The following is a 14,432-nucleotide window of genomic DNA, read 5'->3' as shown; positions in this document are numbered from 1 at the left end:
GCATGACCAAGGTGCACGAGGACCGGCCCGTACTGCCCACCCAGCAGGACGAGGTCTCCGCCGCCGGCAGCGAGCTCATCGGCGGCCCCATCGGCCGCCGTGCCCGGCTGGGCGGCCACTGGCTGAACCCGGTCCGCGTCGTGGTCCTCGTGGCCATCGGCATGTTCGCGCTCGGCATGGCGCAGAAGGTGCCCTGCTACGACTGGGCGTGGTTCCGGGGAGCGGGCTCGCAGTACACCCACGCCTGCTACTCCGACATCCCCCACCTGTACTCCGCGCGCGGCTTCGCCGACGGCCTCGTGCCCTACCTCGACCGCTTCCCCGACATCGCGGCCGACCCTAAGTACGGCGGCATGCAGTACCTGGAGTACCCGGTGCTCACCGGGGCCTTTATGCAGGTCGCGGCCTGGCTGACGCCCTCCTCCGGGAGCATGCAGCACCGCGAGCAGCTGTACTGGATGGTCAACGCCGGCATGCTGATGGCCTGCGCCGCCGTCATCGCCGTGTGCGTGGCCCGCACCCACCGCCGGCGCCCCTGGGACGCCCTGCTGTTCGCCCTGGCCCCGGCCCTCGCGCTCAACGCGACCATCAACTGGGACCTGCCCGCCGTCGCCCTGGCCGCCGTCGCGATGCTGATGTGGGCGCGCAGCCGTCCCCTGCTCGCCGGTATCTTCATCGGCCTGGCGACCGCGGCCAAGCTCTATCCGGTGCTGCTGCTCGGGGTGCTGTTCGTACTGTGCTGGCGGGCCGGGAAGTGGCGGGCGTTCGGCGCCGCGGCCCTGGGCGCCGTCGTCTCCTGGCTGGTGGTGAACGCCCCGGTCATGTTCCTCGCCTGGGACGGCTGGAAGCGGTTCTACGTCTTCAGCCAGGAGCGGCCCATCGACTTCGGCTCCGTGTGGCTGCTGATCTCCCAGCGCACCGGCAACCCCCTGGAGGGGGCCAACGCGTACGCGACCGGGCTGACCCTGCTGCTGTGCCTGGCCATCGGACTGCTCGCGCTGACGGCCCCCAGGCGGCCCCGCTTCGCCCAGCTCGCCTTCCTGGTCGTCGCCGCGTTCATCCTGGCGAACAAGGTCTACTCGCCGCAGTACGTGCTGTGGCTCATCCCGCTGGCCGCACTGGCCCGGCCGCGTTGGCGGGACTTCCTGATCTGGCAGGCCGGCGAGATCGCGTACTTCCTCGGCATCTGGTTCTACCTGGCCTACACGACCAGCGGCGACAAGCACCAGGGTCTGCCGGTGGAGGGCTACCAGGTGGCCATCGCCGCGCACCTGCTGGCCACGCTCTACCTGTGTGCCGTCGTCGTACGGGACGTCCTGCTGCCGGAGCGGGACGTCGTGCGCCGCGACGGCTCGGACGACCCCTCCGGAGGCGTACTGGACGGGGCCGAGGACGTGTTCACGCTCTCGGACAAGGCGAAGGCGCCGCGGTACGCGGCGCCTTCGGAGGGACAGCGGGTCGACTGGGGAACGGATCCCCGGCACTGACCGAGGGGGTGCTCAGGCGTCGAGCACCCGGTCGAACTGGGTGGTGGTGTGCCGCAGGTGCGCCACCAGCTCGTCGCCCACACGGGGTTCGGTCGCGTCCGAGGGCACGAACAGGATCGACACCTGCATGTGCGGCGGCTCCGCGAACCAGCGCTGCTTGCCCGCCCACACGAAGGGCGACAGGTTGCGGTTGACCGTGGCCAGACCGGCGCGGGCGACGCCCTTGGCGCGCGGCATGACGCCGTGCAGGGCCTTCGGGGCCTCCAGGCCCACCCCGTGCGAGGTACCGCCCGCGACGACGACCAGCCAGCCGTCGGAGGCGGCCTTCTGCTGGCGGTAGCCGAAGCGGTCGCCCTTGGCGACCCGCGTGACGTCCAGGACGGCACCCCGGTACTGGGTCGCGTCGTGGTCGCCCAGCCACAGCCGGGTGCCGATCCGGGCCCGGAAGCGGGTCTGCGGGAACTGCTGCTGGAGCCGCGCCAGCTCCTCGGCCCGCAGGTGGCTGACGAACATGGTGTGCAGCGGCAGCCGGGCCGCGCGCAGCCGGTCCATCCAGGCGATGACCTCCTCGACGGCGTCCGAGCCGTCGGGGCGGTCCAGGGGCAGGTGCAGGGCGAAGCCCTCCAGCCGCACGTCCTCGATCGCCGACTGGAGCAGGCCCAGGTCCTGCTCGGAGATGCCGTGACGGCGCATCGAGCTCATGCACTCGATGACCACGCGGGCGCCGACCAGGCCGCGCACCCCGTCCACCGAGGAGACCGAGCGGATGACGCGGTCAGGCAGCGGCACCGGCTCCTCACCCCGCCGGAACGGGGTCAGGACCAGCAGGTCGCCGCCGAACCAGTCCTTGATCTTCGCGGCCTCGTACGTGGTTCCGACGGCCAGGATGTCGGCGCCCATCCGGGTCGCCTCCTCGCACAGCCGCTCGTGGCCGAAGCCGTAGCCGTTGCCCTTGCAGACCGGGATCAGTCCGGGGAACTGATCGGTGATCTGCTTCTGGTGCGCACGCCAGCGCGCGGTGTCGACGTAGAGCGTGAGCGCCATGCCCGTCCGGAGCCTCTCTGGGAAAGCTGCTTGGTGCAGCGGTGCGATGTGCGGGGGTGGGGCGGGGTCAGCGGCGGGACATGTAGATGTCGAGCGCCTTGTGCAGCACCTTGTTGAGCGGGAAGTCCCACTCGCCGACGTACTCGACCGCCTCGCCGCCCGTGCCGACCTTGAACTGGATCAGGCCGAACAGGTGGTCGTTCTCGTCCAGCGTGTCGCTGATGCCGCGCAGGTCGTAGACGCTCGCGCCGAGCGCGTACGAGTCGCGCAGCATGCGCCACTGCATCGCGTTCGAGGGCCGGACCTCGCGCTTGTGGTTGGCGGAGGCGCCGTACGAGTACCAGACGTGCTGCCCGACGGTGAGCATCGTGGCGGCGGCCAGCGGCTCGCCCTCGTGCTGGGCGATGTACAGGCGCATGCGGTTGGGGTCCTCGGAGTTGAGGGCCGTCCACTGGCGCTGGAAGTAGCTGAGCGGGCGCGGGCGGAACTTGTCGCGCTCGGCCGTGATCTCGTACAGGTACTGCCAGGTCGGCAGGTCGTCGTAGCCGCCCTGGACGACCTCGACGCCGGCCTTCTCGGCCTTCTTGATGTTGCGGCGCCACAGCTGGTTGAAGCCCTTGAGGACGTCGTCCAGCGAACGGTTCGCCAGCGGCACCTGGAAGACGTAGCGCGGCTGGACGTCGCCGAAGCCGGCGCCGCCGTCCTCGGCCTGCTGCCAGCCCATGCGGCGCAGCTTGTCGGACACCTCGAAGGCGCGGGGCTCGATGACCGAAGCCTCCACGTCCCGCAGGCGCTTGACGTCCGGGTCCTGGATGCCGGCCTTGATGGCGGCGGAGTTCCAGCGGCGGATGACGACGGGCGGGCCCATCTTCACGGTGAAGGCGCCCTGGTTCTTCAGGTGCGCCAGCATCGGCTGGAGCCACTCCTCCAGGTTCGGGGCGTACCAGTTGATGACCGGGCCCTCGGGGAGGTACGCGAGGTAGCGCTTCACCTTGGGCAGCTGCCGGTACAACACGAGAGCGGCACCGACGAGTTCGCCGGACTGGTTGAACCAGCCGAGGTTCTCCGAGCGCCACTCGTTCTTGACGTCGGCCCATGCCGGGACCTGGCAGTGGCTAGCCGAGGGCAGGCTCTGGAGGTAGGCCAGATGCTGCTCTCGGCTGATGGTGCTCAGGGACAGGCTCATGCGGGGTGTCTCCTCCGGCGGCTTCGCTGGCTATGGCGCGAAGCCTACTGCGACGGGGGCGCCACCCTTATGGGGGACGGGCCGGAGCCCCGGCCGGTGTCAGGCCGGCGCCCCGTCGCGGAGGTCCCCCGGTCAGCCCAGCCAGCCGCCGAAGAGGCCTCCGTGCGCCATGCCGAGGAAGAAGCCGATGGCAGACGCGCCAAGGCCGATGATCAGTGCGAAGCGCTCGCGTGTCGTGACCGAGATGAACTGGCCGTAGAGCCCGGTCGCGATGCCGACCAGCCCCGTCCACGAGCTGAGCAGGTGCAGATTGTGGAAGAACGCAGTGACGAACGCCACGGCGCCGAGGACGAGGGTGACCGCCATCAGGGTGTCCTGGAGCGGGTGGGGCTTGCCGTCGGTGGAGAACAGCGAGATCGACTGGGAGGACTGGCGACGCATTGCCTGTGCCATCGGAAGGCACCTCCTGGCTGCAGCAGAGCGGTGCTGCGGGGCCGCCCCCGGCGGGAGCCGGAGGACATAGCACCGAGCACACCCGGTGCTTACAGATTGTGGCCCTCTCCTGCCGGATTTCAACCGGAAGGAGTCGACGGGGTAGTCTGTACGGTCTGCGCGGTGTCTGCTCTCGGACGCCGTGCGTCACGCATCACGACCCTCCTGCCACGGAACGACCGTGGCCGCTGAGTCCAAAGGAGGTGGGTTCCACATGCGTCACTACGAAGTGATGGTCATCCTCGACCCCGATCTCGAGGAGCGCGCTGTCTCCCCGCTGATCGAGAACTTCCTCTCCGTCGTCCGTGAGGGCAACGGAAAGGTCGAGAAGGTCGACACCTGGGGCCGTCGTCGTCTCGCTTACGAGATCAAGAAGAAGCCCGAGGGCATCTACTCGGTCATCGACCTCCAGGCCGAGCCTGCGGTCGTCAAGGAGCTTGACCGACAGATGAACCTGAACGAGTCGGTTCTCCGGACCAAGGTCCTTCGCCCCGAGACCCACTGAACTTCGGTTCAGCGGTAATCGGGACCGAGTAGCACAGCAGCCCAGCAGCAATCCCCGCCGAGAGGTTCATCCATGGCAGGCGAGACCGTCATCACGGTCGTCGGCAATCTCGTCGACGACCCCGAGCTGCGCTTCACCCCCTCGGGTGCGGCGGTCGCGAAGTTCCGTGTCGCGTCCACTCCCCGCACCTTCGACAAGCAGACCAATGAGTGGAAGGACGGCGAAAGCCTGTTCCTGACCTGCTCGGTCTGGCGCCAGGCGGCGGAGAACGTCGCCGAGTCGCTCCAGCGAGGCATGCGCGTCATCGTGCAGGGCCGGCTGAAGCAGCGGTCGTACGAAGACCGTGAGGGTGTCAAGCGCACGGTCTACGAGCTGGACGTCGAGGAAGTCGGCCCCAGCCTGAAGAACGCCACGTCCAAGGTCACCAAGACCACGGGTCGCGGTGGCCAGGGTGGATACGGCGGCGGTCAGCAGCAGGGCGGCGGCGGTGGCAACTGGGGCGGAGCCCCCGGTGGCGGCGCCCCCCAGGGCGGCGGAGCTCCCTCCGACGACCCGTGGGCGTCCAGTGCGCCGGCCGGCGGCCAGCAGCAGCAGGGCGGCGGCGGTGGCGGCTGGGGCGGAAGCTCCGGCGGCTCCGGCGGTGGCTACTCGGACGAGCCGCCCTTCTAAGGCAGCTCGCACCCCCACTTCTTGATTTCACAGGAGAGACACAATGGCGAAGCCGCCTGTGCGCAAGCCTAAGAAGAAGGTCTGCGCTTTCTGCAAGGACAAGACCGCGTACGTGGACTACAAGGACACGAACATGCTGCGGAAGTTCATTTCCGACCGTGGCAAGATCCGTGCCCGCCGCGTCACCGGCAACTGCACGCAGCACCAGCGTGACGTCGCCACGGCAGTCAAGAACAGCCGTGAGATGGCGCTGCTGCCCTACACGTCCACCGCGCGATAAGGAAAGGGTGACCGAACAATGAAGATCATCCTGACCCACGAGGTCTCTGGCCTCGGCACCGCCGGCGATGTCGTCGACGTCAAGGACGGTTACGCTCGCAACTACCTGGTCCCGCGTGGTTTCGCGATCCGCTGGACCAAGGGTGGCGAGAAGGACGTGGCGCAGATCCGCCGCGCCCGCAAGATCCACGAGATCGCGACCATCGAGCAGGCCAACGAGTTTAAGGCCAAGCTCGAGGCCGTCAAGGTCCGTCTGGCCACCCGCGCGGGTGACGCCGGCCGTCTGTTCGGCTCCGTGACGCCGTCCGACATCGCTTCGGCGATCGAGGCGTCCGGTGGCCCGAAGGTCGACAAGCGTCGCGTGGAGCTGGGCTCCCCGATCAAGACCCTCGGTTCGTACCAGGTCTCCGTGCGTCTGCACGCCGAGGTCGCCGCGAACGTGGGCATCGAGGTCGTCGCCGCCTAAGGGCAGCGCATGAAGGGCCGCACCCCGCTGGGGTGCGGCCCTTCTTCGTTTCACGTGAAACATCGCTCCACGGGATGTTCCACGCGGAGCTGCGCATGTCGGTCCACGCGATGTTTCACGTGAAACGTCAGCGGGTGGCCCCCGCGACCAGCCAGCGCCCCGAGCGGGCCCGCAGCTGGAGGGTGACCATCCGGACCAGCATCATCAGGGTCATGGCCCACCAGAGGGCGCTCAGACCGCCGCCGAGGGCCGGAACGAGCAGGGCGGCGGGTATGAAGACCGCGAGCGTCACCAGCATCGCCCGGGCGAGGTAGGGCCCGTCTCCGGCTCCCATGAGCACGCCGTCCAGGACGAAGACCACTCCGCAGACGGGCTGGGCCAGGGCCACGACGAGCAGGGCGGGCAGCAGGGCGTCCTCGACGGCCGGGTCACCGGTGAAGAGCGGGATGAGGACGGGCCGGACCAGCACGACCAGCAGGCCCAGGACGAGGCCCGCGGCGATGCCCCACTGGACCATGCGGCGGCAGACGGCCTTCGCGCCCGAGGTGTCCCCCGCGCCGAGGTAGCGGCCGATGATGGCCTGCCCGGCTATCGCGATGGCGTCCAGGGCGAAGGCGAGCAGGCTCCACAGGGACAGCAGGATCTGGTGGGCGGCGATGTCCGCGTCGCCCAGCCGGGCGGCCACCGCGGTGGCGATCATCAGGATGGCGCGCAGGGAGAGGGTGCGGACCAGCAGGGGTGCGCCGGCCTGGGCGCAGGCCCTGATCCCGGCGGGGTCCGGTCGGAGGGAGGCGCGGTGGCGGCGGGCTCCGCGGACGACCACGACGAGGTAGGCGGCGGCCATGGCGCACTGGGCGATGACGGTGCCCCAGGCCGATCCGGCGATGCCGAGGCCCGCGCCGTAGACGAGGGCCACGTTCAGGCCGCCGTTGAGGGCGAAGCCGCCGATGGCCACGTAGAGCGGGGTACGGGTGTCCTGGAGGCCGCGGATGACGCCGGTGGCGGCCAGTACGACGAGCATGGCGGGGATGCCCAGGGCGGAGATCCGCAGGTACGTCACCGCGTACGGGGCGACGGTGTCGGAGGCGCCGAAGAGGGAGATCAGCCAGGGGGCGGTGGGCAGCACCACGGCGATGACGGCAGCGCCGAGCAGCAGGGCGAGCCAGATGCCGTCCATTCCCTGCCGGATCGCCGCCTGGAGGTCGCCCGCGCCGACCCGCCGGGCGACGGCCGCGGTGGTGGCGTAGGCGAGGAAGACGAAGACGCTCACGGCGGTGGTGAGCAGGGCGGCGGCGATGCCCAGTCCGGCCAGCTGGGGGGTGCCGAGGTGTCCGACGATGGCGCTGTCCGCCATCACGAAGAGGGGCTCGGCGACGAGGGCGCCGAACGCCGGGACGGCGAGGGTGAGGATCTCGCGGTCGTGCCGTCTGGGGGCGGCCTTCGGCGCTGGGGGAGCCTGTGTCATGGGTCCAATCTAATCTTCCACAGGTAAGAGATGCAATTGTCTTTTGATCCTTACCTGGGCGCTGACTTGGGCGTTCCCCACAACCCGTTGGAGGCGATCTTGAGACAGTGGCCAAGAATTTTCTTTCCCACAGCCGGGGAGCATGAAAATCGCAGGTCAGTGGGGTGAGGGGGCGGGGTTGGTGATTTTGTCCACAGCGTCGTCCCCCGCTCCGTGCACAGCTTCGGGGGAGTTACCCACAGCATTCGCTCCGTCGTCCACATCTCATCCACACAGCCTGTGGATAACCAGATTGGCTGACGTCGCCCGCGGGCCTACCGTTGGGCGTTGCCCGACGCGCCGAGAGCCGGTTCGGGCGCCCCGAATGTCAGAGCCGTGTCGTAGAAAGAGTGACACGGCGAGGTCCGCGTTGCGGACGGGAGGAGGCGGCCCGGTGAGCATGCCCGAGCCCACGGACGACCCCTGGGCCGACACTGGTCCCAGTGACCGTCTGCCCGCCCGTACCCGCCGCAACGGCGAGGGCCGCGGCCGCGGGGACGACCGGGACGACCGGGGTCGCGACAGCGGCTCCTGGGACGGCGGCGGAGGCGGCTTCGAGCGCGTCCCGCCCCAGGACCTCGATGCCGAACAGTCGGTCCTGGGCGGCATGCTGCTGTCCAAGGACGCCATCGCGGACGTGGTCGAGGTCCTCAAGGGCCACGACTTCTACCGGCCCTCGCACGAAACGATCTACCAGGCCATCCTCGACCTGTACGCCAAGGGCGAGCCGGCCGACCCCATCACGGTCGGTGCCGAGCTCACCCGGCGCGGCGAGATCAGCAAGGTGGGCGGGGCCTCCTACCTGCACACTCTCGTGCAGTCCGTGCCGACGGCGGCGAACGCCGAGTACTACGCGGAGATCGTCCACGAGCGGGCCGTCCTGCGCCGCCTGGTCGCGGCCGGTACGAAGATCACGCAGATGGGGTACGCGGCGGACGGCGACGTCGACGAGATCGTCAACAGCGCCCAGGCGGAGATCTACGCCGTCACCGAACAGCGGACCTCCGAGGACTACCTGCCGCTGGGCGACATCATGGAGGGCGCGCTCGACGAGATCGAGGCGATCGGATCGCGCTCCGGCCAGATGTCGGGCGTGCCCACCGGCTTCACCGACCTCGACTCACTCACCAACGGCCTGCACCCGGGCCAGATGATCGTCATCGCGGCCCGTCCCGCGATGGGCAAGTCGACGCTCGCCCTGGACTTCGCCCGGGCCTGCTCGATCAAGAGCAACCTGCCCAGCGTCATCTTCTCCCTCGAAATGGGCCGCAACGAGATCGCGATGCGCCTCCTGTCGGCCGAAGCCCGGGTGGCCCTGCACCACATGCGTTCGGGCACCATGACCGACGACGACTGGACCCGGCTCGCCCGCCGCATGCCCGACGTCTCGGCCGCCCCGCTGTACATCGACGACTCCCCCAACCTGTCGATGATGGAGATCCGCGCCAAGTGCCGTCGGCTCAAGCAGCGCAGCGACCTCTCGCTCGTCGTCATCGACTACCTCCAGCTGATGCAGTCGGGCGGCTCGCGCCGGCCCGAGAGCCGTCAGCAGGAGGTCTCGGACATGTCCCGAAACCTCAAGCTCCTCGCCAAGGAGCTGGAGGTGCCGGTGATCGCGCTGTCGCAGCTGAACCGTGGCCCCGAGCAGCGCACCGACAAGAAGCCGATGGTCTCCGACCTGCGTGAGTCCGGTTCGATCGAGCAGGACGCCGACATGGTGATCCTGCTGCACCGTGAGGACGCGTACGAGAAGGAGTCCCCCCGCGCGGGCGAGGCGGACCTGATCGTGGCCAAGCACCGCAACGGCCCGACGGCCACCATCACCGTGGCCTTCCAGGGCCACTATTCGCGGTTCGTGGACATGGCCAACACGTAGCATCCGATCATGGACGCCCTTTCTGAAGATCTGGAACTGCTGCCCTCCACCCGCCGCGCGCTGAGGCACCGGATCGCCGTGGCGCAGAGCGAGGGGCGGACCCCGTCGCTGGTGGCGGCCGTCTCGCGCGGCGGGGAGCTGGTCTGGGAAGGGTCCGCCACCTCCGTCGCGGGCCACGGACCGGACGGAGACGTGCAGTACCGGATCGGGTCGATCACCAAGACCTTCACGGCCGTACTGGTGATGCGGCTGCGGGACGAGGGGCTGCTGGACCTGTCGGACCCGTTGGGCCGGCATCTGCCCGGGACCGCCGCCGACGCGGTGACCGTCGCCCAACTGCTCGCCCACACGGGCGGACTGGCGGCCGAAACCCCCGGCGAATGGTGGGAACGCTCGTCGGCGGCCCTGCGTCCCGGGCTGGCCGAGGTGCTGGGCGAGGATCCCTTCCGGCACGCGCCCGGACGCGTCTTCCACTACTCGAACCCCGGTTACACGCTGCTGGGTTCGCTCGTGGAGGCGCTGCGCGGGAAGCCCTGGGAAGAGGTGCTGCGGGCCGAGGTGCTGGAGCCGCTGGGCCTGCACCGCACGAGCGGTGAGCCGCGCGCCCCGCACGCCGGGGGCTGGGCGGTGCATCCGTGGGCGGACCTGATGGCGCCGGAGCCCTCGGAGGACCTCGGCGTGATGGCCGCGGCCGGACAGCTGTGGTCCACGCCCCGGGACCTGGCGCGGTTCGCGGACTTCCTGCTGCACGGCGACGAGCGGGTGCTCAGCGCGGCGAGCGTACGGGAGATGCGCGCCCAGGCCGCCACCTCCGCGCCCGGCACCGTCGAAGGCGGTTACGGGCTGGGTCTCCAGCTGAGCGACACCGGCGGCCGACGGCTCGCGGGTCACGGCGGCTCCCTGCCGGGATTCGTCGCGGGGCTGTGGCTGAGCGAGGAGGAGGACCTGGCGGCGGTGGTCCTGTCCAACTGCACCTCGGGAGTGCCCGCTTCGACGGTGGCCACCGACCTGATCGGGATCGTCGCGGACGCGGAGCCGCGGTTCCCCGAGCCGTGGCGGCCGTTCCGCGCGTCCGACGCCGTACCGCTGGAACTGGCCGGGCTCTGGTACTGGGGCACCGCGGCGCACGTGCTGCGGCTGCGCGCGGACGGCTCGCTGGAGCTGGCCCCGGCGGGCACGAGCGGGCGCGCGGCCCGCTTCCGCGCCGAACCGGACGGCAGCTGGACGGGACTGACGGGCTATTACGCGGGGGAGACCCTGCGTGCCGTCCGCCGCGGGGACGGTACGCCGAGCCATCTGGACCTCGGCTCGTTCGTGTTCACGCGCGAGCCCTACGACCCGGAGGTCCCGGTGCCCGGCGGGACGGACCCGCAGGGCTGGCGCGGCATCGGCTGACGGGCCCGCTCAGGCGGTGAGTTCGCGCTCCAGAGGGGTGCGGAACCGCGGGGTGACACGGGCGGCGCCCACCCAGTCGGCGAGCCGGGCGGCCTCCGCCGCGACCGCGTCCGCGGCTTCCCGGCCGGGGTCGGTGAGCAGCCGCCACACGACCTCGCCGTCGGGCCGCTGGGCCCAGCCGCCGATGATCTCGCCGTTCCACCACACGGTCGGACCGATGTTCCCGGCGTAGTCGAACAGGGCGGGCCGGTGGGCGGGGTCGAGGTGGAAGCTCCGGTCGGCCCAGCCCATACCGCTGGGGTCCAGACCCGGAAGCAGCGCCGCCCAGGGCTCCGGGGCCGGTTCCGGAGCGGTGTCACCGGGTGAGACGAGCGCGGTCCTGCCGTCGTCGAGCCGGACCTCCTCGGGTCCGACGGCGGCCAGTGCCGTGCGCACCTCGGTGAGGGTCCAGCCGGTCCACCACTTGAGGTCGGCCTCGGTGGCGGGTCCGTAGGAGCGCAGCCAGCGGCGGGCGAGCTCGGCGCGGGCCTCCGCGGCGGGTACGGAGGGCCAGGGCAGGGTGTGGACCCAGCGGAACTGGCTGGATGTCCACGTTCCGCGAGGCCGGTCCCGGCGGATGCGGCCGTCGGCGGCCAGCAGCCGGATCACCCGGGTGGCGACGCCCGTCCGGGCCTCGTACTTCTTGCCCCGGCCGATGGTGATCTTCTGCCGGAGCGCGGGGACCGCCGCCGAGAGCTGGCTCCCGGTGGCGGGCCCACCGGTGTCGAGGGCGTCGAGCGCCGCTGCTTCGGCCGAGGCCAGCCAGTCGGCGTCGAGGCCCCCGCCGTCCTCGGCGAGGTGCTTGAGCAGGCTCCTGCGTTCCCTGGCGGCGATCCCCCGTGCGGTGGAGGAGTCCACGTACGGGGCGGACTCGGCGGACACGGCGAACAGGGTGTTGCGCATGCTGAGCAGGCGGACCAGGCTGACGTCCTCGTACAGAGCCCGCTCGACCTCCGCCGGCCCGCCGCCGCCGAGGCGGGCGCGGGCGGAGAGGTAGACGGTGGCGGCGTCGGTGGCGTGGAGGGCGACGACGGCGTCCGCCGCCAGGACCGCGGACGCCGCACGGGCCGACGGAGCCAGGCAGTGGCGCCGGCCAAGCCGGTCGCGGCGTTCGGCGGCGGTGACGAGGGGGAGGCTGCGGCTCATCCTCCGGATGGTAGGCCGGGCCGCCGACAGCGGCCCGGCGCGCGCCCGGACCCGTCAGAGCTGGAGCTTGAACCCCACGTGGGACGCGGTGAAGCCGAGCCGCTCGTAGAACCGGTGGGCGTCGGTGCGCGTGACGTCCGAGGTGAGCTGGACCAGCTGGCAGTTCTCGGCCCGGGACCGCTCCACGGCCCATTCGACGAACCGGGTGCCCAGACCGCTGCCGCGCTCGTCGGCGTGCACCCGCACTCCCTCGATGATCGAACGGGTGGCTCCCTTGCGGGAGAGGCCCGGCACGATCGTGAGCTGGAGGGTGCCCACCACGCGGTCGCCGCGGACGGCGACGACCACGTGCTGGCAGGGGTCGTCGGTCAGCCGCTTCAGGGCGGCGACGTACGGGGTCAGGTCCTCCGGGGACTCCCGGGTGGCGCCCAGCGGGTCGTCGGCCAGCATGGCGACGATGGCGGGCAGGTCCGCCTCGGTGGCGGGCCGGATGGCCAGCTCGGGGGTTTCGGTCATGGGAATGCCTTCCTGTCTGTTTTCCGGCCCCTGGATCGGGCCGTACTCGTTCAGCCCGCGGCGACGGTCAGCGGGGCCCAGCGCCGGGTCCAGTCGCCGGGAAGACCGGGGACGTCCCGGGTCATCACGGCGTTGAACGCCAGGGATTCCAGGCCCCGGGCCTTGAGCCACGTGAGCAGTTCCTCGTGGCGGACGTCGACGTCCGTGCGCAGGGGCCGGTCGGTGGTGGCGGCCAGCGCGGTCACCAGGGCCCGGGCCGTGGCGGTGTCACGGGCGATCAGCGGGCCGACGACATGGGTGTCCATGTTGGGCCAGAGGGCCGCGTAACCGATGAGCGAGCCGGAGCCGTCCTCCGCCACGAGCACCTTGTCGGCGAAGGCGGGCAGCCGCGTGATCATGTGGGTCCGGTCGGCGCCGAACACCTCCGTGTCCAGCCGCAGGATCCGGGCCAGGTCCTCGGCCCTGGCCGGCCGGACCGGGACGGCCGGGGTGCCATCGGGCTCGGGCAGGAACGGGCCCCGGACCATTTCCGCGCGGCCGGTCGTGTCGAAGCCGAGCTCCTCGTAGAGCGGGCGTCCGTACGGGGTGGCGTGCAGGGTGAGCGGGACGCCGGCGAGGACGTCGTCGCAGACGTGCGCCATGAGGCGGCGCCCGAGGCCCTGGCGGGCGTACCGGTCGGCGACGAGCACCATGCCGATGGCGGCGAGCTCCGGTGTGGCCGGGCCGTACCCGTAACGGGTGACGACACAGGCCGCGGCCAGCCCCCGGCCGTCGGGTGCGTCGACGCCGTAGCCGGTTCCGGCCGCGAGGAGCAGTCCCCACTTGTGGTCTTCGCGGGGCCAGCCGCGGTCCTCGGACAGGTCGGCGCAGTGACGGAGGTCGTCCGGGTGCAGCGCGCGAATGGGCAGGCCGGTGAGTGGTGATGGTGTCACCGGCCCAGAGTGGATCATCCGCTCGGGAGGCGTCCAGGGGATTCGGAAGGTCGGTCAGGTCGGTGTTTCACGTGAAACACCGGCCGGCACCCGGCGCCGGGGCGGCCGTTTCACGTGAAACGGCATTGTTTCACGTGAAACACCGGGACTAGCCTCGGCAACCATGACGCTGCTGCACCTCTTCGATCTCGACGGAACGCTGATGTACGGGTCGGCCGCGCCCGTGGAGATCTCCCGGCAGCTCGGCAAGGCGGCCGAGATCGCCGAACTGGAGCGGGCCTTCGGCGCGCGGGAGATCGGCCCGCACGAGTTCTCGGTGGCCGCCCATCTGCTGTGGGCGGACCTGACGCCCGCACACGTCCGTGCCGCCTTCGACGGCTCCCCCTGGCTGTCGGGCATCCGGGAGGTCTGGCAGGAGATCCGCGAGCGCGGCGACTACTGCGCGGTCATCTCGCTGTCGCCGTCCTTCTTCGTCGAGCTGCTCCTGGAGTGGGGCGCACACGCCGCGCACGGGTCCGTCTTCCCGGAGGTGCCGTTCACCCGCCCCGTCGAGGTGGCGGGGATCTTGACCCCCGAGGCCAAGGTGGACGTCGCGGAACGGCTCTGCGAGCGGTTCGGGGTGACCCGGCGGGACTGCGTGGCCTACGGGGATTCCATGACCGACGCGGTGCTCTTCGAGGCGGTGCCGCGCTCGGTGGCGGTCAACGCCCGGCCCTATCTGGCCGAACGGGCGACGCACGTCTACGAGGGCCGTGACCTGCGGGAGGCCTATCGGCTTCTGGGCCCGGGCCGCCCGGGGGCCGAAGCATCTTAGGGGGGAAGGGGCGCCCGAACCCGGGTTTTCCCCATTCCCCCGCAGTGCCTTCGGGCGGCTGGCACGCTGTGAAACCCGGAAC

Annotated in this window: 15 protein-coding genes; 8 read left to right on the top strand and 7 right to left on the bottom strand. The window is 70.9% G+C overall.

Annotated elements, in window-relative coordinates:
• Positions 1 to 2 precede the first annotated feature (2 nt).
• Entirely contained in the window at positions 3 to 1,487 is a 1,485-nt protein-coding gene (locus ACGFXC_RS13965) for a glycosyltransferase family 87 protein (RefSeq protein ID WP_393712537.1), read from the top strand.
• A 12-nt stretch (positions 1,488 to 1,499) separates the two neighbouring features.
• On the opposite strand, the gene ACGFXC_RS13960 is transcribed toward ACGFXC_RS13965, so the two are convergent.
• The 3 genes from ACGFXC_RS13960 to ACGFXC_RS13950 form a co-directional block, all read right to left on the bottom strand.
• Positions 1,500 to 2,531, bottom strand: a complete 1,032-nt coding sequence (locus tag ACGFXC_RS13960) for an alanine racemase (protein WP_393712535.1) — start codon at positions 2,529 to 2,531, stop codon at positions 1,500 to 1,502.
• A gap of 67 nt (positions 2,532 to 2,598) precedes the next feature.
• Positions 2,599 to 3,717, bottom strand: a complete 1,119-nt coding sequence (locus ACGFXC_RS13955; protein WP_393712533.1) for a lipid II:glycine glycyltransferase FemX — start codon at positions 3,715 to 3,717, stop codon at positions 2,599 to 2,601.
• A gap of 132 nt (positions 3,718 to 3,849) precedes the next feature.
• Positions 3,850 to 4,170, bottom strand: coding sequence for a hypothetical protein (locus ACGFXC_RS13950; protein ID WP_393712532.1), 321 nt, complete (start codon positions 4,168 to 4,170; stop codon positions 3,850 to 3,852).
• A 253-nt stretch (positions 4,171 to 4,423) separates the two neighbouring features.
• Between ACGFXC_RS13950 and rpsF the strand changes: the two genes are divergently transcribed.
• The 4 genes from rpsF to rplI all read left to right on the top strand — a co-directional run bounded on the left by rpsF (position 4,424) and on the right by rplI (position 6,128).
• Positions 4,424 to 4,714 (top strand): 30S ribosomal protein S6, encoded by a 291-nt coding sequence (gene rpsF / locus ACGFXC_RS13945; RefSeq protein ID WP_004950685.1) that lies wholly within the window; start codon positions 4,424 to 4,426, stop codon positions 4,712 to 4,714.
• A 72-nt stretch (positions 4,715 to 4,786) separates the two neighbouring features.
• The gene (locus ACGFXC_RS13940; RefSeq protein WP_393712530.1) at positions 4,787 to 5,383 is read left to right on the top strand and encodes a single-stranded DNA-binding protein; all 597 of its coding nucleotides are present in this window, start codon (positions 4,787 to 4,789) and stop codon (positions 5,381 to 5,383) included.
• A gap of 43 nt (positions 5,384 to 5,426) precedes the next feature.
• Complete coding sequence (rpsR, locus tag ACGFXC_RS13935) at positions 5,427 to 5,663, top strand: 30S ribosomal protein S18 (RefSeq protein WP_005315025.1); 237 nt, start codon at positions 5,427 to 5,429, stop codon at positions 5,661 to 5,663.
• Between the two features lie 18 nt (positions 5,664 to 5,681).
• Positions 5,682 to 6,128, top strand: a complete 447-nt coding sequence (gene rplI, locus ACGFXC_RS13930; protein WP_393712528.1) for a 50S ribosomal protein L9 — start codon at positions 5,682 to 5,684, stop codon at positions 6,126 to 6,128.
• Between the two features lie 127 nt (positions 6,129 to 6,255).
• Here rplI and ACGFXC_RS13925 read toward each other — a convergent pair whose 3' ends face one another.
• Positions 6,256 to 7,593 carry an MATE family efflux transporter gene (locus ACGFXC_RS13925; RefSeq protein ID WP_393712526.1) on the bottom strand — a complete coding sequence of 446 codons (1,338 nt, stop codon included), beginning with the start codon at positions 7,591 to 7,593 and terminating at the stop codon, positions 6,256 to 6,258.
• Positions 7,594 to 8,032: 439 nt separating this feature from the next.
• Here ACGFXC_RS13925 and dnaB point away from each other — a divergent pair, with 439 nt between their 5' ends.
• Positions 8,033 to 9,508, top strand: a complete 1,476-nt coding sequence (gene dnaB / locus ACGFXC_RS13920; protein ID WP_393713177.1) for a replicative DNA helicase — start codon at positions 8,033 to 8,035, stop codon at positions 9,506 to 9,508.
• Positions 9,509 to 9,517: 9 nt separating this feature from the next.
• The gene (locus ACGFXC_RS13915; RefSeq protein ID WP_393712524.1) at positions 9,518 to 10,903 is read left to right on the top strand and encodes a serine hydrolase domain-containing protein; all 1,386 of its coding nucleotides are present in this window, start codon (positions 9,518 to 9,520) and stop codon (positions 10,901 to 10,903) included.
• Positions 10,904 to 10,912: 9 nt separating this feature from the next.
• Here the strand turns inward: ACGFXC_RS13915 and ACGFXC_RS13910 are convergent, their stop codons facing one another.
• From ACGFXC_RS13910 to ACGFXC_RS13900, 3 genes are read right to left on the bottom strand one after another with little or no spacing between them, the layout of a single operon-like run.
• On the bottom strand, positions 10,913 to 12,088 hold the full coding sequence (locus ACGFXC_RS13910) for a winged helix DNA-binding domain-containing protein (RefSeq protein WP_393712523.1): 1,176 nt from the start codon (positions 12,086 to 12,088) through the stop codon (positions 10,913 to 10,915).
• Positions 12,089 to 12,142: 54 nt separating this feature from the next.
• Positions 12,143 to 12,604: a GNAT family N-acetyltransferase gene (locus tag ACGFXC_RS13905; protein WP_393712521.1), complete on the bottom strand. Its 462-nt coding sequence runs from the start codon at positions 12,602 to 12,604 to the stop codon at positions 12,143 to 12,145.
• A 50-nt stretch (positions 12,605 to 12,654) separates the two neighbouring features.
• Positions 12,655 to 13,554 carry a GNAT family N-acetyltransferase gene (locus tag ACGFXC_RS13900; RefSeq protein ID WP_393712519.1) on the bottom strand — a complete coding sequence of 300 codons (900 nt, stop codon included), beginning with the start codon at positions 13,552 to 13,554 and terminating at the stop codon, positions 12,655 to 12,657.
• A gap of 145 nt (positions 13,555 to 13,699) precedes the next feature.
• On the opposite strand from ACGFXC_RS13900, the gene ACGFXC_RS13895 reads away from it, so the two are divergent.
• Positions 13,700 to 14,350, top strand: a complete 651-nt coding sequence (locus tag ACGFXC_RS13895; RefSeq protein WP_393712517.1) for an HAD family hydrolase — start codon at positions 13,700 to 13,702, stop codon at positions 14,348 to 14,350.
• Positions 14,351 to 14,432: the final 82 nt, after the last annotated feature.

It is taken from the genome of Streptomyces sp. NPDC048507 (genome assembly GCF_043199995.1).
Classification (GTDB): Bacteria; Actinomycetota; Actinomycetes; order Streptomycetales; family Streptomycetaceae; genus Streptomyces.
This window is presented reverse-complemented; position numbering and strand designations above follow the sequence as displayed.

Bases quoted from the DNA above. Each gene is read 5' to 3' on its own strand.
- ACGFXC_RS13900 (WP_393712519.1), bottom strand. From the start codon at position 13,554: ATGATCCACTCTGGGCCGGTGACACCATCACCACTCACCGGCCTGCCC.
- ACGFXC_RS13915 (WP_393712524.1), top strand. From the start codon at position 9,518: ATGGACGCCCTTTCTGAAGATCTGGAACTGCTGCCCTCCACCCGCCGC.
- ACGFXC_RS13905 (WP_393712521.1), bottom strand. From the start codon at position 12,604: ATGACCGAAACCCCCGAGCTGGCCATCCGGCCCGCCACCGAGGCGGAC.
- ACGFXC_RS13910 (WP_393712523.1), bottom strand. From the start codon at position 12,088: ATGAGCCGCAGCCTCCCCCTCGTCACCGCCGCCGAACGCCGCGACCGG.
- ACGFXC_RS13940 (WP_393712530.1), top strand. From the start codon at position 4,787: ATGGCAGGCGAGACCGTCATCACGGTCGTCGGCAATCTCGTCGACGAC.
- ACGFXC_RS13960 (WP_393712535.1), bottom strand. From the start codon at position 2,531: ATGGCGCTCACGCTCTACGTCGACACCGCGCGCTGGCGTGCGCACCAG.
- rplI (WP_393712528.1), top strand. From the start codon at position 5,682: ATGAAGATCATCCTGACCCACGAGGTCTCTGGCCTCGGCACCGCCGGC.
- ACGFXC_RS13895 (WP_393712517.1), top strand. From the start codon at position 13,700: ATGACGCTGCTGCACCTCTTCGATCTCGACGGAACGCTGATGTACGGG.
- ACGFXC_RS13925 (WP_393712526.1), bottom strand. From the start codon at position 7,593: ATGACACAGGCTCCCCCAGCGCCGAAGGCCGCCCCCAGACGGCACGAC.
- rpsR (WP_005315025.1), top strand. From the start codon at position 5,427: ATGGCGAAGCCGCCTGTGCGCAAGCCTAAGAAGAAGGTCTGCGCTTTC.
- rpsF (WP_004950685.1), top strand. From the start codon at position 4,424: ATGCGTCACTACGAAGTGATGGTCATCCTCGACCCCGATCTCGAGGAG.
- ACGFXC_RS13950 (WP_393712532.1), bottom strand. From the start codon at position 4,170: ATGGCACAGGCAATGCGTCGCCAGTCCTCCCAGTCGATCTCGCTGTTC.
- ACGFXC_RS13955 (WP_393712533.1), bottom strand. From the start codon at position 3,717: ATGAGCCTGTCCCTGAGCACCATCAGCCGAGAGCAGCATCTGGCCTAC.
- dnaB (WP_393713177.1), top strand. From the start codon at position 8,033: ATGCCCGAGCCCACGGACGACCCCTGGGCCGACACTGGTCCCAGTGAC.
- ACGFXC_RS13965 (WP_393712537.1), top strand. From the start codon at position 3: ATGACCAAGGTGCACGAGGACCGGCCCGTACTGCCCACCCAGCAGGAC.